This is a genomic window from Streptomyces sp. NBC_01294 (genome assembly GCF_035917235.1).
In the GTDB taxonomy this organism is placed as follows: Bacteria; Actinomycetota; Actinomycetes; order Streptomycetales; family Streptomycetaceae; genus Streptomyces; species Streptomyces caledonius.
This window is the reverse complement of record NZ_CP108423.1, coordinates 6,323,340-6,343,422: the sequence shown is the minus strand read 5'-3', so window position 1 is coordinate 6,343,422 and position 20,083 is coordinate 6,323,340. Positions and strand designations below refer to the sequence as shown.

At 72.7% G+C, this 20,083-nt stretch carries 20 protein-coding genes; 3 read left to right on the top strand and 17 right to left on the bottom strand.

What is annotated here, in order from left to right:
- Positions 1 to 44 precede the first annotated feature (44 nt).
- The 3 genes from cmk to OG534_RS28675 all read right to left on the bottom strand — a co-directional run bounded on the left by cmk (position 45) and on the right by OG534_RS28675 (position 2,673).
- Positions 45 to 752 carry a (d)CMP kinase gene (gene cmk, locus OG534_RS28685; protein ID WP_326591804.1) on the bottom strand — a complete coding sequence of 236 codons (708 nt, stop codon included), beginning with the start codon at positions 750 to 752 and terminating at the stop codon, positions 45 to 47.
- 211 nt (positions 753 to 963) lie between these two features.
- Entirely contained in the window at positions 964 to 2,052 is a 1,089-nt protein-coding gene (locus tag OG534_RS28680; RefSeq protein WP_326591802.1) for a prephenate dehydrogenase, read from the bottom strand.
- Positions 2,053 to 2,187: 135 nt separating this feature from the next.
- The gene (locus tag OG534_RS28675; protein ID WP_442807248.1) at positions 2,188 to 2,673 is read right to left on the bottom strand and encodes a YidB family protein; all 486 of its coding nucleotides are present in this window, start codon (positions 2,671 to 2,673) and stop codon (positions 2,188 to 2,190) included.
- A gap of 98 nt (positions 2,674 to 2,771) precedes the next feature.
- On the opposite strand from OG534_RS28675, the gene OG534_RS28670 reads away from it, so the two are divergent.
- From OG534_RS28670 to OG534_RS28660, 3 genes are all read left to right on the top strand, one after another.
- Positions 2,772 to 3,113, top strand: a complete 342-nt coding sequence (locus OG534_RS28670; protein ID WP_326591798.1) for a DUF952 domain-containing protein — start codon at positions 2,772 to 2,774, stop codon at positions 3,111 to 3,113.
- Positions 3,114 to 3,198: 85 nt separating this feature from the next.
- Complete coding sequence (locus tag OG534_RS28665) at positions 3,199 to 3,669, top strand: Rieske (2Fe-2S) protein (RefSeq protein ID WP_326591797.1); 471 nt, start codon at positions 3,199 to 3,201, stop codon at positions 3,667 to 3,669.
- Between the two features lie 28 nt (positions 3,670 to 3,697).
- Positions 3,698 to 4,378 carry a nucleotidyltransferase domain-containing protein gene (locus OG534_RS28660; RefSeq protein ID WP_326591796.1) on the top strand — a complete coding sequence of 227 codons (681 nt, stop codon included), beginning with the start codon at positions 3,698 to 3,700 and terminating at the stop codon, positions 4,376 to 4,378.
- Here the strand turns inward: OG534_RS28660 and OG534_RS28655 are convergent.
- The 14 genes from OG534_RS28655 to OG534_RS28590 all read right to left on the bottom strand — a co-directional run bounded on the left by OG534_RS28655 (position 4,367) and on the right by OG534_RS28590 (position 19,960).
- The gene (locus tag OG534_RS28655) at positions 4,367 to 5,125 is read right to left on the bottom strand and encodes a nucleotidyltransferase domain-containing protein (protein ID WP_326591794.1); all 759 of its coding nucleotides are present in this window, start codon (positions 5,123 to 5,125) and stop codon (positions 4,367 to 4,369) included. The two genes, OG534_RS28660 and OG534_RS28655, sit on opposite strands and share 12 nt — an antisense overlap.
- A 3-nt stretch (positions 5,126 to 5,128) precedes the next feature.
- Positions 5,129 to 6,148 (bottom strand): ADP-ribosylglycohydrolase family protein, encoded by a 1,020-nt coding sequence (locus OG534_RS28650; protein WP_326591792.1) that lies wholly within the window; start codon positions 6,146 to 6,148, stop codon positions 5,129 to 5,131.
- Positions 6,145 to 6,885, bottom strand: coding sequence for an NUDIX hydrolase (locus OG534_RS28645; protein ID WP_326591790.1), 741 nt, complete (start codon positions 6,883 to 6,885; stop codon positions 6,145 to 6,147). The genes OG534_RS28650 and OG534_RS28645 overlap by 4 nt, the downstream gene beginning before the upstream one ends.
- On the bottom strand, positions 6,882 to 7,961 hold the full coding sequence (locus tag OG534_RS28640) for an AAA family ATPase (RefSeq protein WP_326591788.1): 1,080 nt from the start codon (positions 7,959 to 7,961) through the stop codon (positions 6,882 to 6,884). The genes OG534_RS28645 and OG534_RS28640 overlap by 4 nt, the downstream gene beginning before the upstream one ends.
- Positions 7,958 to 8,554 (bottom strand): nicotinamide riboside transporter PnuC, encoded by a 597-nt coding sequence (gene pnuC / locus OG534_RS28635; protein ID WP_326591786.1) that lies wholly within the window; start codon positions 8,552 to 8,554, stop codon positions 7,958 to 7,960. Before pnuC ends, OG534_RS28640 begins: the two co-directional genes overlap by 4 nt.
- A gap of 127 nt (positions 8,555 to 8,681) precedes the next feature.
- Positions 8,682 to 10,193: a pseudouridine synthase gene (locus OG534_RS28630; protein ID WP_326591785.1), complete on the bottom strand. Its 1,512-nt coding sequence runs from the start codon at positions 10,191 to 10,193 to the stop codon at positions 8,682 to 8,684.
- Complete coding sequence (gene scpB / locus OG534_RS28625; RefSeq protein ID WP_326591784.1) at positions 10,193 to 10,825, bottom strand: SMC-Scp complex subunit ScpB; 633 nt, start codon at positions 10,823 to 10,825, stop codon at positions 10,193 to 10,195. Before scpB ends, OG534_RS28630 begins: the two co-directional genes overlap by 1 nt.
- On the bottom strand, positions 10,822 to 11,880 hold the full coding sequence (locus OG534_RS28620) for a segregation and condensation protein A (RefSeq protein WP_326591783.1): 1,059 nt from the start codon (positions 11,878 to 11,880) through the stop codon (positions 10,822 to 10,824). The genes scpB and OG534_RS28620 overlap by 4 nt, the downstream gene beginning before the upstream one ends.
- A gap of 227 nt (positions 11,881 to 12,107) precedes the next feature.
- Positions 12,108 to 12,647 carry a hypothetical protein gene (locus OG534_RS28615; protein ID WP_326591781.1) on the bottom strand — a complete coding sequence of 180 codons (540 nt, stop codon included), beginning with the start codon at positions 12,645 to 12,647 and terminating at the stop codon, positions 12,108 to 12,110.
- Positions 12,632 to 13,750: a ParA family protein gene (locus OG534_RS28610; protein ID WP_078851667.1), complete on the bottom strand. Its 1,119-nt coding sequence runs from the start codon at positions 13,748 to 13,750 to the stop codon at positions 12,632 to 12,634. Before OG534_RS28610 ends, OG534_RS28615 begins: the two co-directional genes overlap by 16 nt.
- A gap of 368 nt (positions 13,751 to 14,118) precedes the next feature.
- On the bottom strand, positions 14,119 to 15,234 hold the full coding sequence (gene ald, locus OG534_RS28605; RefSeq protein ID WP_326591779.1) for an alanine dehydrogenase: 1,116 nt from the start codon (positions 15,232 to 15,234) through the stop codon (positions 14,119 to 14,121).
- Positions 15,235 to 15,386: 152 nt separating this feature from the next.
- The gene (locus OG534_RS28600; RefSeq protein WP_326591777.1) at positions 15,387 to 17,351 is read right to left on the bottom strand and encodes a tetratricopeptide repeat protein; all 1,965 of its coding nucleotides are present in this window, start codon (positions 17,349 to 17,351) and stop codon (positions 15,387 to 15,389) included.
- A 240-nt stretch (positions 17,352 to 17,591) separates the two neighbouring features.
- Complete coding sequence (locus tag OG534_RS28595; protein WP_326593921.1) at positions 17,592 to 18,224, bottom strand: NUDIX hydrolase; 633 nt, start codon at positions 18,222 to 18,224, stop codon at positions 17,592 to 17,594.
- Positions 18,225 to 18,307: 83 nt separating this feature from the next.
- Positions 18,308 to 19,960 carry a CTP synthase gene (locus OG534_RS28590; RefSeq protein WP_326591776.1) on the bottom strand — a complete coding sequence of 551 codons (1,653 nt, stop codon included), beginning with the start codon at positions 19,958 to 19,960 and terminating at the stop codon, positions 18,308 to 18,310.
- Positions 19,961 to 20,083 lie beyond the last annotated feature (123 nt).

Genomic DNA, 20,083 nt, shown 5'->3' with positions numbered 1-20,083 from the left:
GATGCGCCTGCCGACCGCCGCACCCTTGAGGGAGGGCGCTTCACTCACTTGCGGCCCGCCCGCTTCTCTTCCACCAGGGTCACGACGCACTCGATGACCTGGTCGAGCGTGAGCTCGGTGGTGTCCACCTCGACGGCGTCGCCGGCCTTGGCCAGCGGGGAGGTCTTGCGACCGGAGTCCGCCGCGTCGCGCTTGATCAGCGCCTCCTTGGTGGCCGCGAGGTCGGCGGCCTCCTTGCCGCGGAGCTCTCCGCTGCGCCGGGCGGCGCGCGCCTCGGCGGAGGCGGTCAGGAAGATCTTGAGGTCGGCGTCGGGCAGGACGGTGGTGCCGATGTCCCGGCCCTCGACGACGATGCCTTCGGCGTCCCGGGCCGCCTCGGCGGCGATGGAGCGCTGCAGCTCGGTGATGAGGGTGCGCACCTCGGGGACGGCGCTGACGGCGCTGACCTTGGAGGTGACCTCCCGGGTCCGGATGGGACCTGCGGCGTCGAGGCCGTCCACGGTGATGGTGGGCGCGCCCGGGTCGGTGCCGGAGACGATCGACGGCTTGCCCGCGGCGACCGCGATGGCGTGCGGGTCGTCGGTGTCGACGCCGTTGGTGATCATCCACCAGGTGATGGCCCGGTACTGGGCACCGGTGTCCAGGTAGCGCAGCCCGAGCTTGGCGGCCACGGCCTTGGAGGTGCTGGACTTGCCCGTGCCGGAGGGACCGTCGATGGCGACGATCACGGCGGACGGAGCTGCGGTTTCCACGGTGCGGGCACCTTCCTGGTTGCGCGTACGTGTCCGGGCGCGGCAAAACGCCCCTCCCCAAGGTTACCGGCCCCCGACCACCCCCGGCCCCGCCCCTGTTTTCCACCCCGTCCCCGCCGCTCAATCCCAGCCCCACGGGCCAAATCCAGCCCCGCCGGCGTTTGAGGCGCGGGGGTCCGGGGGCAGCGCCCCCGGGAGCCGGCCCGCAGGCCTACTGCTGCCGCAGCGCCCAGCCCCGCTCCCTCAGCTCGGCCGTCAGCCCGGCCACCGCCCGCGGCTCCACCATCAACTGCACGAGCCCCGCCTGCTGCCCCGTCGCGTGCTCGATCCGCACGTCCTCGATGTTGACCCCGGCCCGCCCCGCATCGGCGAAGATCCGCGCCAGCTCCCCCGGCTGGTCACTGATGAGCACGGCAACCGTCTCGTAGACCATCGGCGCCGCACCGTGCTTGCCCGGCACCCGCACCCGCCCCGCGTTCCCCCGCCTCAGCACGTCCTCGATGCCCGCCGCGCCACCGCGCCGCTTCTCCACGTCGCCCGACTGAAGACCGCGCAGCGCCTCCACGGTCTCCTCCAGGTCGGCCGCGATCCCGGCCAGGACGTCCGCGACCGGCCCCGGGTTCGCCGACAGGATCTCCACCCACATCCGCGGATCGGAGGCCGCGATCCGGGTCACGTCCCGGATGCCCTGCCCGCACAGCCGCACCGCCGTCTCGTCCGCTTCCTCCAGCCGGGCCGCGACCATGCTGGAGACGAGCTGCGGGGTGTGCGAGACCAGCGCCACCGCCCGGTCGTGCGCGTCCGCGTCCATCACCACCGGTACGGCCCGGCACAGCGCCACCAGCTCCAGCGCGAGGTTCAGCACCTCGTGCTCCGTGTCCCGGGTCGGGGTCAGCACCCACGGGCGGCCCTCGAAGAGGTCCGCCGTGGCGGCGAGCGGCCCCGACTGCTCCTTGCCGGCCATGGGGTGCGTCCCGATGTACGCGGTGACGTCCACGCCGAGCGCCGCCAGCTCCCGCCGCGGCCCGCCCTTGACGCTGGCCACGTCCACGTAGGCGCGGGCCACTCCGCGCCCGATCAGGTCGGCCAGGGTCGCGGCCACGTGGGCCGGCGGCACGGCGACGATCGCGAGGTCGACCTGGTCCTGCGGGGCCTCGTCGGTGCCGGCCCCGAGGGCGGCCGCCGTCCGGGCCTGGGCCGGGTCGTGGTCGGCGAGGTGCACGGTGATCCCGCGGGCGGACAGGGCGAGCGCCGCCGAGGTGCCGATCAGTCCGGTTCCGATGACGACGGCGGTTCTCACGGGCGCTCCAGGGGTGCGTACGGCATGGCGACGGGACTGACTGCCTGGCCAGGGTAGCCAGAGCGGACGCCACGAGGGCCCGGCCGTCCGTCCGGTGGGACGGCGGCCGGGCCCTCAACCCTGCTGTGGCGACGGTCAGATCTTCTGCGCCCTGATGATGTCCTCCAGCGAACCGGACGGCACCTCGCCGGCCGGCGTCAGCTTGTCGACCGCCTGCGGCAGCGTCTGCGCGATCTGGTCGGCGGCCTGCTCCGGGCTGACCCCGGTCTGCTCGGCGACCTTCTGCAGGGTGTCGGCGGGCAGCGCCTCCTTGATCTGCTCGGCGCTGACGGGCTGGTTCTCGCCGGTGCCGACCCAGGACTGCGCCTGCTCGACGAGCCCGGACTTGGCGAGCATGTCCATCAGGCCGCCGAGCGGATTGTTCGCGCCGCCGCCGGCCGCCTGGGCGCCGCCACCCCCGCCCCCTGCGCCCATGAGCGCGCCGAGCAGCGCGCCGATGACGTTGCCCCCACCGCCGCTCCCGCCCTGGCCGCCGCCGCCGAGGAGGCCGCCGAGAAGGGAACCAAGGTCATTACCCGCCATGGTCGTGCCTTTCGAAGAGGGGCCGGGTCGCGCGGACAGCGCCGTACCCGGCTTCGAGACACGGACAATGTCACTCGAACCGGAACGTGCCGCCACTTGGCGCACACGTCCGGGGCCGCTGCGGTAGAACGATCTGCATGATCTTCCACATCGTCCCGCTCGCCGACTGGGCCGCCGCGCCCGAGCTCCCGTACGCCCCGCCCTCGCTGGACTCCGAGGGTTTCGTGCACTGTTCGGCGGACCGCCCGACGGCGCTCGCGATCGCCGACGCGCACTACCGCGCGGTCTCCGGCACCCTGCTCGCGGTCGAGCTCGACGAGGGCGCGCTGACCGCGGAGGTGCGCCGGGAGGGTGAATCGGGCGGCCGCTACCCGCATGTCCACGGCCCGTTGAACCGGGACGCCGTGATCCACGTGTGGGAGGTCGTACGCACACCCGGCAGCCCTGCCTCACTCGTCACATGGCAGCCGGGCTCATGAAACGGCGCGGCGGACCTTCACCCGAGGCCCGCCGCAGGCCAGGATGCTGCACGCCCCCATCCGGCCACGAAGCGAGGAGACACTCATGAGCGACCCCACGCGCACCGCCCGGCGCACGGTACTGGCGGCGGGCGCGGCCGCCCTGGCCGGCGGTGCGCTCACCGCCTGCGGCAGTGACGGTGAGCAGACCCCCCAGGGCGAGGCGAGCGGCGCGGCCACCCCTCCCCCCTCCCCCTCCGCCACTTCGAACACCGGCGCGGGAGGCGGCGCGGCCATCACCAAGACGGCCGACGTGCCCACGGGCGGCGGCACGGTCCTCAAGGACAAGAAGCTGGTGGTGACCCAGCCGACGGCCGGGTCCTTCCGCTGCTTCACCGCCGTCTGCCCACACCAGGGCTGCCTGGTGAACAAGGTGGAGGACGGGTCCATCGACTGCCCGTGCCACGGCAGCAAGTTCGCGATCGCGGACGGCGCCGTGACCAAGGGCCCGGCCACCAAGGGGCTGGCCGAGAAGAAGATCACGGTCGCGGCGGACGGCAGTATCTCGCTCGCGTAGCGGCAGGTCAGGTGCCTACGCTCCCCGGATGGACGATCTGACGCTGGTACGCGACCACACGGTCTACCGGTGCGTGATGGGCTCCCGGGCGTTCGGGCTGGCGACGGAGGCGAGCGACACCGACCGGCGCGGTGTCTACCTCGCCCCGACGCCGCTGTTCTGGCGGTTCGAGAAGCCCCCCACGCACGTGGAGGGGCCGCGGGACGAGGAGTTCTCCTGGGAGCTGGAGCGCTTCTGCGAACTCGCCCTGCGGGCCAACCCGAACATCCTGGAGTGCCTGCACTCCCCCTTGGTGGATCACATCACCCCGGTCGGCGAGGAACTGCTCTCCCTGCGCGGGGCCTTCCTCTCCCGCCGGGCGCACACCAGCTTCAGCCGGTACGCGGCCTCCCAGCGCGGCAAACTCCTCGCGGACGTCCGCGTCCACGGGGCCCCGCGCTGGAAGCACGCCATGCACCTGCTGCGCCTGCTGCTGTCCTGCCGTGACCTGCTGCGCACCGGCCGGCTGACCGTCGACGCCGGCCCGCACCGCGACCGGCTCCTCGCGGTCCGCCGCGGGGAGCTCACCTGGGACGAGGCCGACGCCTGGATGGCCCGCCTCCAGGAGGAGACCGAGGCGGCCCTCGCGATCACACCGCTGCCCGCGGAACCGGACCACGCCAGGGTGCAGGACTTCCTCGTCCGCACCCGCCGCGCGTCAGCCGTGTAGCGCCCGCCGCCGTACGACGAACTCGTCGAGGGCGTCGAACGCCGACCCGTGCCCGGGCAGCGCGGAGCCGGCCTGCGCGTCGTCCAGCACCGCGTGCAGCGCCTCGAAGTCCGCCCGTACGCCGTCGAGGGCCGGGCCCTCGTAGCCTCCGTGCTCGGCGGCCACCTTGGCCTCGATCAGGGCGGCGAGGTACGCGGGCGCCTCCGGCACCTCGGCCAGCAGGGTCGGCAGGTGCGCCTGCACCCGGCCCGCCCGCATCAGGTGGATGCCGGTGAGCAGCGCCCGGAACGCGTAGAGCAGCGGCTTGAGTTCGGCGGCCTTCCCGAAGAGCCGCCACTGGGTGTTCGCGAACCCCCGGTAGTGGTGGGCGTGGTGGGAGGTCAGGACGCCGGGGGCCAGCGCGATCAGTTCCTCGTGCGCCGGAGTCGTGTGGACCACCAGCGGGGAGAGCAGCTGCTCCAGGACGTAGCCGTTGCGGTTGAGCATCAGCCGGACGAACTTGCGCAGGTCGTGCGTGACCAGGTCCATCTCCACGTCGTCCCGGTCCCACATGCGGGTACGGGTCTCCTCCGGCTCGCGCAGGCCGAGGAGGGCCTGCGCCGGGAGGAGGTGGGCGCCCCGCAGGTCGATGTCGGAGTCCCGGGACGGGAATCCGTACAGGTGGGCGCCCGAGACCGTGGCGAAGAGCAGCGGGTCGGGCTGCTCCGCCACGACGGGGGTCAGGTCGAGACTCAGTGCATCCAGCATGGATCAAGCATCCCAGAGGGCGCCGAAGGCCAGGAGTTCGTCCCGGTACTCGATGCGGCCCTCCCACTCGCGGGGCCAGACGTCCGCGCCGAGGTGGGCTCCGGCGAAGGCGCCGGCCAGGCAGGCGAGGGAGTCCGAGTCGCCCCTCGTGCAGGCCGCACGGCGCAGGGCCAGCAGCGGCTCGTCGGGGAAGAGCAGGAAGCACTGCAGGGCCGTGGCGAGGGCCTCCTCGGCTATCCAGCCGTCACCCGTGGTCAGACAGGGGTCGGTCTCCGGGGAGGGGGACCGCAGGGCGGCCGCCAGGCGGTCCAGGACCCCCAGGCACTCGTCCCAGCCCCTCGCCATGAAGGACTCCGGCGAGGCGTCGGAGGCGGTCCGCATCCACAGGTCCCCGAGCCAGCGCTCGTGGTAGCGGGTGCGGTTCTCCAGGGCGTACGAGCGCAGCCGCCCGACCAGGCCGGTCACCTCGGTGCCCGCGGCCAGCAGGTACACCGCGCGCGCCGTGAGGTCGGAGGCCGCGAGCGCCGTCGGGTGGCCGTGGGTGAGGGCCGACTGGAGCTGGGCCGCGCCCGCCCGTTCCTCCTCCGTCCAGTCCGGTACCAGTCCCACCGGGACCACCCGCATGTTCGCCCCACAGCCCTTGGAGCCGATCTGGCTGGCGTCGCGCCAGTCCCGGTCCGGCTGGTTCAGCAGCGAGCAGGCGCGCAGGCAGGTGTTGCCCGGGGCGCGGTTGTTCTCCGGGGAGTGGTACCAGTCGACGAACTCCTCCCGGACGGGGCGGGCGAGGCTCAGCGGGCCCACCCGGCCGCGGTCGGTCGCGGTGCGGATGCCGCGGGCCAGGGCGAGGGTCATCTGGGTGTCGTCCGTGACGATCGCCGGGCTGGGCAGGCGCATCTCGCGCCACGGGCCCGTCTTGGCCAGGATCGACGGCACGTCGTTGAACTCGGTCGGGAAGCCGAGGGCGTCGCCCAGGGCCAGGCCTGTCAGGGCGCCCGTCGCGGCTCGCTTCGTCGTCGAGGTCATCGGGGTGTTCCTTCCGGTCGGAGCAGAGGGGGATGAAGCGTGGTGGCCGGGCCGGGGCGGTAGAGGGCGGCGGGTTTGCCGCGGCCGCCGGTCAGCCGGGCGGCGCCCGGCACGGCCTCGACGAAGCCGGGCGTCGCCATGACCTTGCGGCGGAAGTTGGGGCGGTCGAGGGCGGCGTCCCAGACGGTCTCGTAGACGGACTGCAGCTCCCCGAGGGTGAACTCGGGCGGGCAGAAGGCGGTGGCCAGGCAGGTGTACTCCAGCTTGGAGCCGATCCGCTCGCGCGCGTCGGCCAGGATCACCCCGTGGTCGAAGGCCAGGCCCGCCGCCCGGGCCACCGGCATCCAGCGGGCCTGGGCCGCGTCACCGCCGCCCTCGGCCGCCGGCTCCGGCATGTCCGGGACCAGCGCGGTGAAGGCCACCGAGACCACCCGCATCCGGGGGTCGCGGTCCGGTTCGCTGTAGGTGCGCAGCTGCTCCAGGTGGAGCGCGGCCACGACCCGCTCCGACAGGCCGGTCTCCTCGGCCAGTTCCCGGCGTGCGGCCGTCTCGGCGGACTCCCGGGGCAGGACGAAGCCGCCGGGGAGCGCCCAGGCCCCCGCGTACGGCTCCTGCCCGCGCCGGATCAGCAGCACGTGCAGCTGGCCGCCGCGTACGGTGAACACCGCGAGGTCGACGGTCACCGCGAACGGCGCGAAGGCGTACGGGTCGTAGCCCGCCGGCAGCGCCCCGCTCATCGGTTCTCCGGGAGCGGCTCGGCGAAGTACCAGCCCTCGGCGAGCAGTTCGTCGACGGCCCGGACCGCTGTCGCCAGCCGTTCCTCGCGGTTCCCGCGGACGAGGAGGAACCGTCTGCCGGTGGCTTCGAGTTCCTCCCGGAACCGCCCGGTCATCCAGGGCCGCAGGTGCGGGCCGTCCCGCAGCCCGTCGTCCTCGAAGGGCACGTCCGCGTCGTCCGTGAGCAGGTACAGGTCCCGCCGGGTCAGGGCGGCGGTCTTCTCGACCTCGTCGCTGCGGCCGCCCGTGTACCGCTCGTGCCAGATGCCGGTCGCGAAGGAGTCGGTGTCGCAGAACAGCACCGGCGAGCCCGTCCGGGCCGCCCGCTCCTCCTCGGCGTCCTGGCGCCGCGCGATGACCGGGAACTCCTCGGAGGCGAAGGAGATGTCCGCCCAGGTGGCCGACGGGTCCGCCGCGCGGGCGGCCTCCAGCTTCTCCTCGCTGTACCGGCGCCCGTACTCGGCGACCCAGTCCGTCCGGGCCCAGACGCCGCCGCGCCGCCGGTAGTGGGCGGCGAGTGCCCGCGACAGGGTGGTGGTGCCGGTGGACTCGGCCCCGAGGACGACGACCCGCCGCGTCAGGGCGGCCCGTACGGCCGGTCCCAGGTAGTCCCAGCAGCCGACGGGGTCCGCCCGCACGGCCGTCCCGGAGACCGGGAACAGGGTCCGGGCGAGGTCCACGCAGACCTCCTCGGCGCCGAACCGCCGGGCGAGCTCGGTTCCGTACTCCTCCGAGGTGAAGACGGCGTCGACCGGCCCGCCGACCGCGGTCCGGAAGATCGCCATGTGCGCCTCCCAGACGGCCGGGTCGTGCAGGTCGACGGGGATGTCGTCGACCGCGCCGACGACCACCGCGTCCGGGTGCGCCTCGCGCATCCACGCGACCCGGTCGGCGAGCGGGACCGATTCCGCCGAGGCCGCGCAGACCAGTACGGTCAGCCGCTCGCACCGGTCCTGGGCGGTGCGCACCAGGTGGTGGTGGCCGGCGTGCGGCGGGTAGAACTTGCCCAGCACCAGGCCGTGCCCGAAGCGCCTCATGCCCGCACCTCCCGTTGCGTACGGACGCCCTCCGCGGGGAGCGTCCGCCGCCAGCCGGCCAGGCCGGCCACGCACAGGGCGAGGAAGCCGACGTAGAGCGCGGAGGTCAGGTAGAGGCCCTTGTGGGCGTAGAGCGGGATGTAGACGAGGTCGGCGGCGATCCACAGCCACCAGGACTCGACGAGCTTGCGGCACTGTCCGTAGGTGGCCGCGAGGGAGAGCCCGGTCGTCAGGGCGTCCCAGAAGGGGACGGTGGAGTCGGTGGCCCGCGCGAGCAGCAGGGTGAGGGCGAGCACCCCCACCACCCCCGCCGCGGCCAGCCAGAACCATTCGGTGCGCGTGGTGCGGCGCACCGGCAGGGCCTCGGTGGTTCCTGGTCCACCCCCGTGGGTCCAGGACCACCAGCCGTATACGGCGAGGGCGATGAAGACGATCTGGAGCCCGGCGTCGGCGTAGAGGCCGGCCTGGGCGAAGAGCACGATGAAGAAGACGTTGTTGGCGATGCCGATCGGCCAGTTGGCGACGTGCTGCCGGGCGACGAGCCAGACGCACAGGGCACCAGTGGCGAATCCGAGCACCTCGGTCCAGCTCATGACGACCCCCTTCAACCTTTAATAGTCATGTTGACTATAAACAGGGGGAGGGTCGCCGGGCAAGGGAAAAGCCCGCGGCGCCGTGAGGCACCGCGGGCTTCTCTCAGCCGGGAAGGGGCGGGCGGTCCTACAGACCGACCTCGCGCATCAGCATGCCGACCTCGGTGTTGGTCAGGCGGCGCAGCCAGCCGGACTTCTGGTCGCCCAGCTCGATCGGCCCGAAGGAGGTCCGTACGAGCTTCTCGACCGGGAAGCCGGCCTCCGCCATCATGCGGCGGACGATGTGCTTGCGGCCCTCGTGGAGGGTGACCTCGACCAGGTAGTTCTTGCCGACCTGGTCGACGACGCGGAAGTGGTCGGCGCGGGCGTACCCGTCCTCCAGCTCGATGCCGTCCTTGAGGCGCTTGCCGATCTCGCGGGGCAGCGGGCCGGTGATGGCCGCCACGTACGTCTTCTTCACGCCGTACTTCGGGTGCGTGAGGCGGTGGGCCAGCTCACCGTGGTTGGTGAGCAGGATGATGCCCTCGGTCTCGGTGTCGAGCCGGCCGACGTGGAAGAGACGCGTCTCACGGTTGGTGACGTAGTCGCCGAGGCACTGGCGGCCGTCCGGGTCCTCCATGGTGGAGACGACGCCGGCCGGCTTGTTCAGCGCGAAGAACAGGTACGACTGGGTGGCGACGGTCAGGCCGTCCACCTTGATCTCGTCCTTGGGCAGGACGCGCCTGCCCTGCTCCAGCACGATCTCGCCGTTGACCTCGACGCGGGCCTGCTCGATCAGCTCCTCGCAGGCGCGGCGCGAACCCATGCCGGCGCGGGCGAGCACCTTCTGCAGACGCTCACCCTCCTCCTCGGCACCCGGGAAGGTCTTCGGGGTCTTGATCACGGGCTTGTCGGCGTACCGGTCGCGCACGCGCTCCTCGATCCGCGCGTCCAGCTCGCGCGGACGGGACTGGCCGCTGCGGCTGCCCGGACCGCGGCGCGGGCCGCCGGCCCCGCCGATGCCGGGGGTCCTGGGGGTCTTGGGGCCGCCCTTGGCACCACCGCGCGCGGCGTCGCCGCGGGCACCGCCACGGTTGGTGTCGGCCGCGCCGCGGGCTCCGCCGCCGCCCGCCTTGGCTCCGCCGCGGCCGTTGCGCTCGCCCTCGGGGCCCACGTCGTAGCGGCGCTCCTCGGGGCGCGGGTTGCGGATGCGGGGCGCCTGCTCGCGGTCACGCGATTCGGAGCCGCCGCCCTGGTAGCCACCGCCGGAGCCGCCCTGGTGGCCGCCGCCGGAGCCGCCGCCCTGGTAGCCGCCGCCCTGGTAGCCGCCTCCGCGGCCGCCGCCCTGGAAGCTGCCGCCGCGGGCGCCGCCGCCGCTGGAGCTGCCTCCGCGGGCACCGCCGCCGGAGCTGCCGCCACGGGCGCCGCCGCTGGAGCTGCCTCCGCTGCGGTAGCCGCCGCCGGAGCCGGAGCCACCACTGCGGGAGCCGCCGCCGGAGCTGCCACCACGGGCGCCGCCACCGCTGGAGCTGCCGCCACCGGAGCCGCCGCGGTAGCCACCACCGCCGCCGGCGCCGCCGCCACGGGCGTTACCACGCCCGCCGCCGCCACCGCCGCCGCTGTTCCTGTTGCCACCGTTGCCGTTGCCGCTGCTTCGCATCAAAGTTCCGTCGTCTTGTCGTCTTCATCGGTGTCCGGTGCGTCCGGATCGAACGACGGCACACCTTCTTGCGTCTCAGCTTCGATCGCGTCCGCCTCGGGGAGGAAGGGCGCGAGCTCCGGGAGCTCGTCCAGGCCACGCAGGCCCATCCGCTCCAGAAAGTAGTTCGTCGTCCTGTATAGGATCGCACCTGTTTCAGGTTCCGTCCCCGCCTCCTCCACCAGACCGCGCTGGAGGAGGGTCCGCATGACCCCGTCGCAGTTGACTCCGCGGACCGCCGAGACCCGCGACCGGCTCACCGGCTGGCGGTACGCGACGACCGCCAGCGTCTCCAGTGCCGCCTGGGTGAGCCGGGCCTGCTGGCCGTCCAGGACGAAGCCCTCGACGGCCGGGGCGTACTCCGCCCGCGTGTAGAACCGCCACCCGCCCGCGACGAGCCGCAGCTCGAAGCCCCTGCGCGCGGCCGTGTACTCGTCGGCGAGCTCGCGCAGCGCGTCCGCGACCTCGCGCGGGGTGCGCTCCAGCACCTTGGCGAGGTGCGCCTCGGTCGCCGGCTCGTCCACGACCATGAGCACGGCTTCCAGGGCCGGCTTCAGCTCCAGCGCGGCCACCGCGCTCGCGTCGCTGCTCAATCCTTCGCCTCCACGATCTGGTCGAACTCGTCGGTCACGGTCGGCATCCCGTCGCCGTCCCCGCCGCTCCAGCGCACGGTGAGGGTCTGCAGCGCCTCCTCCTGGTCGAGGACGACCGCCTTCTCCCGGTACAGCTCCAGGAGGGCCAGGAAGCGCGCCACAACGGTGAGGGTGTCCTCGGCGTCCTCGGTGAGCTCCTGGAAGGTGGCCTCCCCGCGGGCCTTGAGCATCCGCACCACGAGCCCGGCCTGCTCGCGCACGCTGACGAGGGGCGCGTGGATGTGATCCACGTACACCTGGGGCTTGGCCTTGGGCTGCATGGCCTTGACGGCCAGGCGGGCGAACCCCTCCGGCCCGATGCTGATGACGACCTCGGGCAGCAGGTCGGCGTGGTGCGGCTCCAGGCCCACCGTCCGGGGGTAGCGCCGGCCCTCGGCCTCCGCGCGCCGCTCGAAGATGTCGGCGATCTGCTTGTACGCGCGGTACTGCAGCAGGCGCGCGAAGAGCAGGTCGCGGGCCTCCAGCAGGGCGAGGTCCGCCTCGTCCTCGACCTCGGCCGCCGGCAGCAGCCGGGCGGCCTTGAGGTCGAGCAGGGTGGCCGCGACGACGAGGAACTCGGTGGTCTGGTCGAGGTCCCAGTCGGGCCCCATGGCCCGGATGTGGGCCATGAACTCGTCGGTGACCCTGGACAGCGCGACCTCGGTGACGTCGAGCTTGTGCCGCGAGATCAGCTGGAGCAGCAGATCGAAGGGCCCCTCGAAGTTGGCGAGCCGCAGGGTGAACCGTCCGCCTCCCGCGGGGTCCGCAGGGACTGCGGGGTCCGCGCGGTCCTGCGCCCCGGGGGCCCGCCCCGGTTCGGCGGTCTCGCCCCGGGCAGGGGGCCCCTCAGGCCCCGCAGGGGGCCCGTGGAGGTCCTCGGGGGCGTCCGGGGGCGCCGGAGCCGTCTCGGCCGGTACGGGCTCCTCAGCGGCTCCGCGGGCCTCCTGGGGCGCCGTACCGGGACCGCGGCCCAGGAGGCGGCGGGTCGGTCGGCCGGGTTCGGCGGGCAAGGGCATCGCGGTCCAGGGTGGTGCGGAAGGTCGTCCGGGCAGCGTACGGCCGGACCCGCCCGCACCGCCGGGCACCCCGCCCGTGTTGCCGGGTGCGGCCCGAAGACCCGAAGACCCGGGGCCCCGCCGAATCCGGCCCCGCCGGCGATTGGGGCGCGGGGTCCGGGGACAGGCCCCGGCAGCGGCGGCCCGGACGACAGCGGCCCGGGAGGCCCCGCCGGGGCTCGGCAGGCTCAGCGCCCGCGAAGCCGCCGTACGAGGATGCTCGCGTCGCCGCGGGACTCCAGGTCGGCGAGGACGACCGCCACCGCCTCGCGGACGATACGGCCCCGGTCGACCGCCAGCCCGTGCTCCCCGCGCAGCACCAGCCGCGCGTGTTCCAGGTCCATGAGCTCCTCGGCGGAGACGTAGACCGTGATCTTCTCGTCGTGCCGCTCACGGCCGCTGGGCCGCCGGTTCGCTCCCCGGCCCTGGCCCTTGCCCCGGCGGGTCGGGCCGGCCGGGGCCGACCCCACCCCGCCGGCCGGGCCGGCGGGGCTGACAGAACCTTCCTGCGGTCGCCGCGGCTGCCCCACGACGGGCCCGCCGGCCTCGTTGCCGGCCCCAGCCTCCCGGCTGCGGCCCTCCCCCGCCGTGCCCTCGGCCGAAGAGGCCGAGTGTTCCGCGGCGGGTGTCTCCTCGACCCCGCGCCGCGGCGAGGACGACTGGAGCGCCATCCCCCCGGTCGTACGGAACAGTTCGTCGGCTCCGGGCAGACTCACTCGGCGTGACACCGGGCGAGCACCTCCCTGGCCAGCTGGCGGTAGGCGGCGGCGCCGACGGAGTTGGAGGCGTACGTCGTGATCGGCTCACCGGCGACCGTGGTCTCCGGGAAGCGCACCGTGCGGCCGATGACCGTGTGGTAGACGTGGTCGTCGAAGGCCTCGACGACGCGCGCCAGCACCTCGCGGCTGTGCACCGTACGGGAGTCGTACATCGTGGCGAGGATGCCGTCGAGCTCCAGCTCGGGGTTGAGCCGCTCCTGCACCTTCTCGATGGTCTCGGTCAGCAGCGCCACGCCGCGCAGTGCGAAGAACTCGCACTCCAGCGGGACGATGACCTTGTGAGCCGCCGTCAGGGCGTTCACGGTCAGCAGACCGAGCGAGGGCTGACAGTCGATCACGATGTAGTCGTAGTCGGCCAGCAGGGGCTTGAGGGCCCGCTGCAGGGTGGACTCGCGCGCGACCTCGCTGACCAACTGCACTTCCGCAGCGGACAGGTCGATGTTGCTCGGCAGCAGGTCCATGTTGGGGACCGCCGTCTTGAGCAGCACCTCGTCGGCCGACATGCCCCGCTCCATGAGCAGGTTGTAGACCGTCAGGTCGAGTTCCATCGGGTTCACGCCGAGACCCACGGACAGCGCGCCCTGCGGGTCGAAGTCGACGAGCAGCACGCGGCGCCCGTACTCGGCGAGCGCGGCACCCAGGTTGATGGTCGACGTGGTCTTGCCCACGCCGCCCTTCTGGTTGCACATCGCGATGATCTTCGCCGGACCGTGGTCGGTCAGCGGACCCGGGATCGGGAAGTACGGGAGCGGGCGTCCGGTCGGGCCGATCCGCTCACGGCGCTGGCGGGCAGCGTCGGGGGCGAGGGTGGCCGCGTACTCGGGGTCCGGTTCGTACTCCGCGTCGGGGTCGTAGAAGTGCCCCTCGGGCACATTGTCGTAGTCGGCGAAACCCACGGGCTTTTCGCCGCTCAGGTCGCCGGCCCTGGAGTTCACGTCTAGGCCGTCCATGCTCTTTTGGGGCGTCGTCATGTGCTGGTGGTTTGCGAAGGTGCGTACCGCGACGGAGCCGACGGCTTCGAGCCCGGTAGGGCCTTGGCCCCGCTCAGGCATCCCTGCTCGACCACCCCCAGGAGCAAATGTCGACTCATTCACAAGTCGTCTTACCTCCTCGGACGTGACCAGGACACTTATCGATAGGTCAGCGTGGCACCATGCCGACGGTTGGCGACTCTATGGCGTGTCACCACTCAGCGGCAACACAATCCGCCGGACCCGGCACGATGTGTCGGCAACCGAACACCACTCTGTCAAGGGCGTGCGAGCTGTCACTGCGAAGTTTCGCGGGTGCGCGAAAGGGTTAAAGGGTTACGTTCGAGGCGAGTTGAGCGGGGTCCCGGAGCACGCCTCAAACGCATCCGGCCGAACCTTGGGGGCAAGGTCCGGCCGGATACGTGAGATTGACGTCAGTCGTTGACGCGTCAGCCGAGCAGCGTGCTCAGCTCGAGGGTCTCGAGACCGTGGGCCTCGGCGACCGGACCGTAAACGACCTGGCCGTCATGGGTGTTGAGGCCCAGCGCGAGCGCCGGGTCACGACGCAGCGCCTCGACCCAGCCGAGGTTCGCGAGCTGCACGATGTAGGGCAGCGTGGCGTTCGTCAGGGCGTAGGTGGAGGTGTTCGGCACCGCGCCCGGCATGTTGGCGACGCAGTAGAAGACCGAGTTGTGGACCTTGAAGGTCGGCTCGGCGTGAGTGGTCGGACGGGAGTCCTCGAAGCAGCCGCCCTGGTCGATCGCAATGTCGACAAGGACACTTCCGGGCTTCATCTTGGCGACGAGCTCGTTGGTGACCAGCTTCGGGGCCTTCGCACCCGGGATCAGCACGGCGCCGATGACGAGGTCGGCCTCGACGACGGCCTTCTCCAGCTCGAAGGCGTTGGAGACGATCGTCTTGATCTTCGTGCCGAAGATCTTGTCGGCCTCGCGGAGCTTGTTGATGTCGCGGTCCAGCAGGGTCACGTGGAAGCCCATGCCGATGGCGATCTGCGCGGCGTTCCAGCCGGAGACGCCGCCGCCGATGACGACGCACTCGCCGGCGTGGGTGCCGGGGACACCGCCCGGGAGCACGCCGCGGCCGCCGGCCGAGCGCATCAGGTGGTAGGCGCCGACCTGCGGGGCCAGGCGGCCCGCGACCTCGGACATCGGGGCGAGCAGCGGGAGCGCGCGGTTGGCGAGCTCGACCGTCTCGTACGCGATGGCGGTGGTGCCGGACTCCAGCAGGGCGTCCGTGCACTCGCGGGAGGCCGCCAGGTGCAGGTAGGTGAAGAGCGTCTGGTCCTTGCGGAGGCGGTGGTACTCCTCCGCGATCGGCTCCTTGACCTTCAGCAGCAGGTCGGCGGTGGCCCAGACCTCGTCGGCGGTGCCGAGGATCTCGGCGCCGGCCGAGACGTACTCGGCGTCCGTGATCGAGGAGCCGACACCGGCGTTCTGCTCGACGAAGACCTGGTGGCCGTTACGGACCAGCTCATGCACGCCGGCGGGCGTGATGGCGACCCGGAACTCGTTGTTCTTGACCTCGCGGGGGATGCCGACCTTCATCGTCGATCACGGTCCTTGGCTCAGGGGATTTTCGGGGGCACTTCCATACATACCCGCCCACAAGAACGCGCAACGGGATGCACCACAGGATGACGTGGTGAAGCCAGTCTAATGAAGGATGAGTCGCTGTCTAGCCTTGCAAACGAATAATCTCAGTCGGAAGTACTGCGGATTTCGCAGGCTGCGGGGTCATCTCCCAGCAATCTGTCGGCTGCGGATCGATGCAGCCTGGCAGCGGCGGGGTCCCCCAGCCGGTCCAGCGTGTCGGCCAGCCGGACCTGCAGCGCGGCCTGAAGTCGCTGGTCGCCCGCCTTGCGCGCCAGCTCCACCGCCTCGCGGCAGGTGTGCAGCGATTCCTCGGGCCGTCCGGCGTACTCCTGGACCCGCGCCATCTCGCTCAACGCCTTTGCCTGACCGGGGACATCGGCCAGCTTCCGGTAGCCCGCCGCGGCGGCCCGCCAGCTGCGCAGCGCGTCCCCGTACCGGCCCGCGTAGGTGTGGACGTTCCCGAGCCGCCCGTAGAGCCGGGCCTCGTCCGCGCGCTCCCCCCGCGCGAGGGCCTGGGAGAGCGCCCGGCCGAACCAGTCGGAGGCCCGGTGCCAGTCCGCGAGCTCCTGGTACGCGCCGCCTACGGATTCCATCGCGCGGCCGGTCGCGTACGGATCGTTCGCCGCCCGCCCCGCGTCCAGCGCGGCCCGGTAGCGCTCCAGGGCCTCCTGGGTCCGGCCGGTCTCGGCGTCCAGGTCGGCCAGGTTCAGCAGCGCCGCGGCCTGCTCCCGGTGCAGGTCGCGGCGCTCGGCCACGTCGAGGACCAGGCGGTGCAGCCCGTACAGCTCGGGGGCGGCCTCGGCGGTGCCGCGGTGGTCGGCGAGGGCCCGTACGAGCGCCGCGACCAGCCGGCGGGCCAGGGTGTCCAGCTCCCCGTCGGCCACGGCCAGGGAGGCCGCCGCGGAGAGCGCGGGCAGCCGGGTGTCCAGCCAGGTCTCGGCGGCGCGCCGATCGGGGAAGCGCAGGGCGCGCGGCAGGCCGTCCAGCAGCTCCCGGAGCCCGTCCTCGTCGGTCGCGGCCATGGCCCGGCAGGAGTGCAGCAGCCGCACGGTGCGCTCCAGCATCCTGGCCCGGGCCAGCTGGACCTCCCCGGGGCGCTCCTTGGCCTCCAGCAGCGCTTGGAGCAGCGGCGCGAGGCAGCCGGGCAGCAGGTACAGGCCGTCCTGGGCCTGGCGCAGGAGGCCCAGCCCCGCGAAGTCGTCCAGCGTGGACTGGGCGGCGGCCACCGAGCAGCCGGCGAGGGCGGAGGCGGTGTGCGAGTCGACGATGCCGGCGGGGGCGAGCGGCAGCAGCCGCAGGGTCCGCTGGGCGGGCTGCGGCAGGGACTCGTAGACGAGCCGGAAGCCCCGGGCGAGCGGGCCGCCGGCGCCGGCCGGCAGGTCGTGCAGCCGCTTGGCCACGTCGGCGACCGAGGCCTTGGGGCGGGCGGCGAGCCATCCGCCGAGGAGGACCAGAGCGGCGGGCTGGCCCCCGCACTCCTCGGCCAGGGCCTCGGCGGCCCGGGGGTCGGCGGTGACGCGGGTGTCGCCGATGCGCTGCGCGAGGAGTTCCACGGCGGAGGGCGTGTCGAGGCCGCCGAGGGTGCAGGGCCGCACGTCGGGGATCCCCGTGAGCGGCCCCTCGGCGGTGACCACGACGAGGCATTCGGGGTTGTCCGGCAGCAGGGCGTCCACCTGCTGCGGGTCGGCGGCGTCGTCGACCAGGATGATCGCCCGCCGCCCGTCGAGCGCGGTGCGCAGGGCGGAGCTCAGCTCGTCCTCGCCGGCGCCGGGCGGGGTGGGCTGCCCCAGCCCCTCCAGCAGGGCGCGGACGGCCCGCTCGGTGGCGACGGTGTCGCCGCCGGGAGCGGTGAGCCGGGTCCGGAGCACGCCGTCGGGGTACTGCGCGGCGATCTCGCGCACGAACGCCTCGGCCAGGGCGGTGCGCCCGGACCCCGGCCGGCCGGCGACGAGCAGCACCCGCGCCCGGGGCGCCTTGGCCTTGCGACCGGAGAGGGTGTCGAGCCCGGTCCGTGCGATGTCCTCGCGCAGCTCCTTGAGCTCACGCCGCCGCCCGACGAAATCCGTCACGGATCCGCTCCTCTCCCTGCCTTCGGATGGCGAGCGTAGTTCACGCAGAGCGACGACCCGGGTGGAGCGCGGCGGACAAATCCCCCAATCGGATCAGCGGATGGTCCTCTTTTTCGCACGTCACCCGCGTGGCTGGGCCTGACGGACCTCACCGACCGCTCCGCGCACCCCCTACGGCGCTCCGCGCCCGCGCCTCAAACGCCGGCGAGGCTGCCATGAAAGAGGCGCGGCGTCCGGCGGTCAGGCCTTGTACGGGCGGGCCGGCCAGGGGGCCAGGGCCGGACGGAGGCTGTCCACCGCGTCGGAGGCGAGCGCGGCGTTCAGGGCCAGGACGCCCGTCAACAGCCCGGGGTTGCCCAGCTCGCCCGCCAGGATTCCGCGGACCAGGTCGCCGAGGGGAACGCGGGCGATCTCCATGTCCGCCTCCTCCTCGGAGGGCTTGTACCGCTCCCCCTCCGCCTCCGCCAGGTCCCGCGCCAGGAAGATCCGCACCGCCTCGTCGGACCCGCCGGGCGAGGAGAAGAAGTCGGCCAGCACCCGCCAGTCCCCCGCCTTGACGTGCGCCTCCTCGTAGAGCTCACGCTGCGCCGCATGCAGCGGGTTCTCCCCCGGCACGTCCAGCAGACCCGCCGGCAGCTCCCACAGCCGGTGCCGCACCGGGTGCCGGAACTGCCGCAGGACCAGCACCCGCTGCTGCTCGTCGAGGGCCAGGACGCACACCGAGCCGGGGTGCGCCTGGTAGTCGCGGCGCACCACCGTCCGGTCCGGCATCCGGACCTGGTCCGAGCGGACCGCCGTCTTCGCCCCCTGGAACGGGGTGCGTGAAGCGACGATCTCCCACGACTCCGGTGTGTCCACGATGTCGTTGCCCATGGCCATGGCCGATACCTTCCCGAGAAACGCGACAGCCGGGGCACGATCCGTGCCCCGGCTGCCTACGTTATGCGGTCAGGCTCTCACTTCGCGGACTGCTGCCGTTCCACGGCCGCCTTGACCAGACCCGCGAACAGCGGGTGCGGGCGCGTCGGGCGCGAGCGCAGCTCCGGGTGGGCCTGGGTGGCCACCAGGTAGGGGTGCACCTCGCGCGGGTACTCGACGTACTCGACCAGCTTGTTGTCCGGGGAGGTGCCGGAGAAGACCAGACCGGCCTTCTTCTCCAGCTCGCCGCGGTAGGAGTTGTTGACCTCGTAGCGGTGGCGGTGGCGCTCGTCCACGTACGCCTGGTCGCCGTAGACCTCGCGCACGATGGAACCCTCGGCGAGCTTCGCCGGGTACATGCCCAGGCGCATGGTGCCGCCCAGGTCGCCCGCGCCCTCGACGAAGGCCAGCTGCTCCTCCATGGTCGAGATGACCGGGTGCGGGGTGGAGGCGTCGAACTCGGTGGAGTTCGCGTCCTCGATGCCCGCCAGGTTGCGCGCGGCCTCGATGACCACGCACTGCAGACCCAGGCACAGGCCGAGCAGCGGGATCTTGTTCTCGCGGGCGTAGGTGATCGCGCCGACCTTGCCGTTGACGCCGCGGTCGCCGAAGCCGCCGGGGACGCAGATCGCGTCCACGTCGCCGAGCACCGCCGCCGCGCCGGCCGGGGTCTTGCAGTCGTCGGAGGTGACCCACTTGATCTGCACGCGGGCCTTGTTGGCGAAACCGCCGGCGCGCAGCGCCTCGGTCACCGACAGGTAGGCGTCGGGCAGGTCGATGTACTTGCCGACGAGCGCGACCTTGACCTCGTGGTCGGGGTTGTGGACGCGGTCCAGCAGGTCCTCCCACACCGTCCAGTCGACGTCGCGGAAGGGCAGGTCGAGCTTGCGCACGACGTACGCGTCCAGGCCCTCGGTGTGCAGCACCTTCGGGATGTCGTAGATCGACTTGGCGTCGATCGCCGCGACCACGGCCGCCTCGTCCACGTCGCACATCAGCGAGATCTTGCGCTTGATGGAGGTCGGGACTTCGCGGTCGGCGCGCAGCACGATGGCGTCGGGCTGGATGCCGATGTTGCGCAGGGCCGCGACCGAGTGCTGGGTGGGCTTGGTCTTGAGCTCGCCGGAGGGGCCGATGTAGGGCAGCAGCGAGATGTGCACGACGAAGACGTTGTCGCGGCCGACCTCGTGGCGGACCTGGCGGACGGTCTCCAGGAACGGCAGCGACTCGATGTCGCCGACGGTGCCGCCGACCTCGGTGATGACGACGTCGACGTCCTCGGTCGCCATGCGGCGGATGCGGTGCTTGATCTCGTTGGTGATGTGCGGGATGACCTGCACGGTGTCACCGAGGTACTCGCCGCGCCGCTCCTTGGCGATGACCTGCGAGTAGACCTGGCCGGTGGTGACGTTGGCCGAGCCGTCGAGGTCGACGTCGAGGAAGCGCTCGTAGTGGCCGATGTCCAGGTCGGTCTCGGCGCCGTCGTTGGTGACGAACACCTCGCCGTGCTGGAACGGGTTCATCGTGCCGGGGTCGACGTTCAGGTACGGGTCGAGCTTCTGCATCGTGACCCGCAGGCCGCGCGCCTTCAGCAGCGCCCCCAGGCTGGAGGCCGTGAGGCCCTTGCCGAGGGAGGAAGCGACACCCCCGGTGACGAAGATGTGCTTGGTCGTCATGGATTTGGGCGGCATCGCCAAGAGGGGGCTCCCGTGGTCGCGAAGTGAGGTGCGTCCGGCGCCGGCCACCGTCGAACCGGAAGGTCTCAGGGGGCGCCGAAGCTGCGGTTTCGGGGTGCCTGATTCGCACAGGCAGAC

Excerpts from the sequence above, each read along its gene's own strand:
- OG534_RS28670 (WP_326591798.1), top strand. The coding sequence starts at position 2,772 with ATGATCTTCCACATCGTCCCGCTCGCCGACTGGGCCGCCGCGCCCGAG.
- OG534_RS28610 (WP_078851667.1), bottom strand. The coding sequence starts at position 13,750 with ATGCCTGAGCGGGGCCAAGGCCCTACCGGGCTCGAAGCCGTCGGCTCC.
- OG534_RS28650 (WP_326591792.1), bottom strand. The coding sequence starts at position 6,148 with ATGACCTCGACGACGAAGCGAGCCGCGACGGGCGCCCTGACAGGCCTG.
- OG534_RS28645 (WP_326591790.1), bottom strand. The coding sequence starts at position 6,885 with ATGAGCGGGGCGCTGCCGGCGGGCTACGACCCGTACGCCTTCGCGCCG.
- OG534_RS28655 (WP_326591794.1), bottom strand. The coding sequence starts at position 5,125 with ATGCTGGATGCACTGAGTCTCGACCTGACCCCCGTCGTGGCGGAGCAG.
- OG534_RS28595 (WP_326593921.1), bottom strand. The coding sequence starts at position 18,224 with ATGGGCAACGACATCGTGGACACACCGGAGTCGTGGGAGATCGTCGCT.
- OG534_RS28665 (WP_326591797.1), top strand. The coding sequence starts at position 3,199 with ATGAGCGACCCCACGCGCACCGCCCGGCGCACGGTACTGGCGGCGGGC.
- OG534_RS28630 (WP_326591785.1), bottom strand. The coding sequence starts at position 10,193 with ATGCGAAGCAGCGGCAACGGCAACGGTGGCAACAGGAACAGCGGCGGC.
- OG534_RS28590 (WP_326591776.1), bottom strand. The coding sequence starts at position 19,960 with ATGCCGCCCAAATCCATGACGACCAAGCACATCTTCGTCACCGGGGGT.
- OG534_RS28660 (WP_326591796.1), top strand. The coding sequence starts at position 3,698 with ATGGACGATCTGACGCTGGTACGCGACCACACGGTCTACCGGTGCGTG.
- pnuC (WP_326591786.1), bottom strand. The coding sequence starts at position 8,554 with ATGAGCTGGACCGAGGTGCTCGGATTCGCCACTGGTGCCCTGTGCGTC.
- OG534_RS28620 (WP_326591783.1), bottom strand. The coding sequence starts at position 11,880 with ATGCCCTTGCCCGCCGAACCCGGCCGACCGACCCGCCGCCTCCTGGGC.
- ald (WP_326591779.1), bottom strand. The coding sequence starts at position 15,234 with ATGAAGGTCGGCATCCCCCGCGAGGTCAAGAACAACGAGTTCCGGGTC.
- OG534_RS28640 (WP_326591788.1), bottom strand. The coding sequence starts at position 7,961 with ATGAGGCGCTTCGGGCACGGCCTGGTGCTGGGCAAGTTCTACCCGCCG.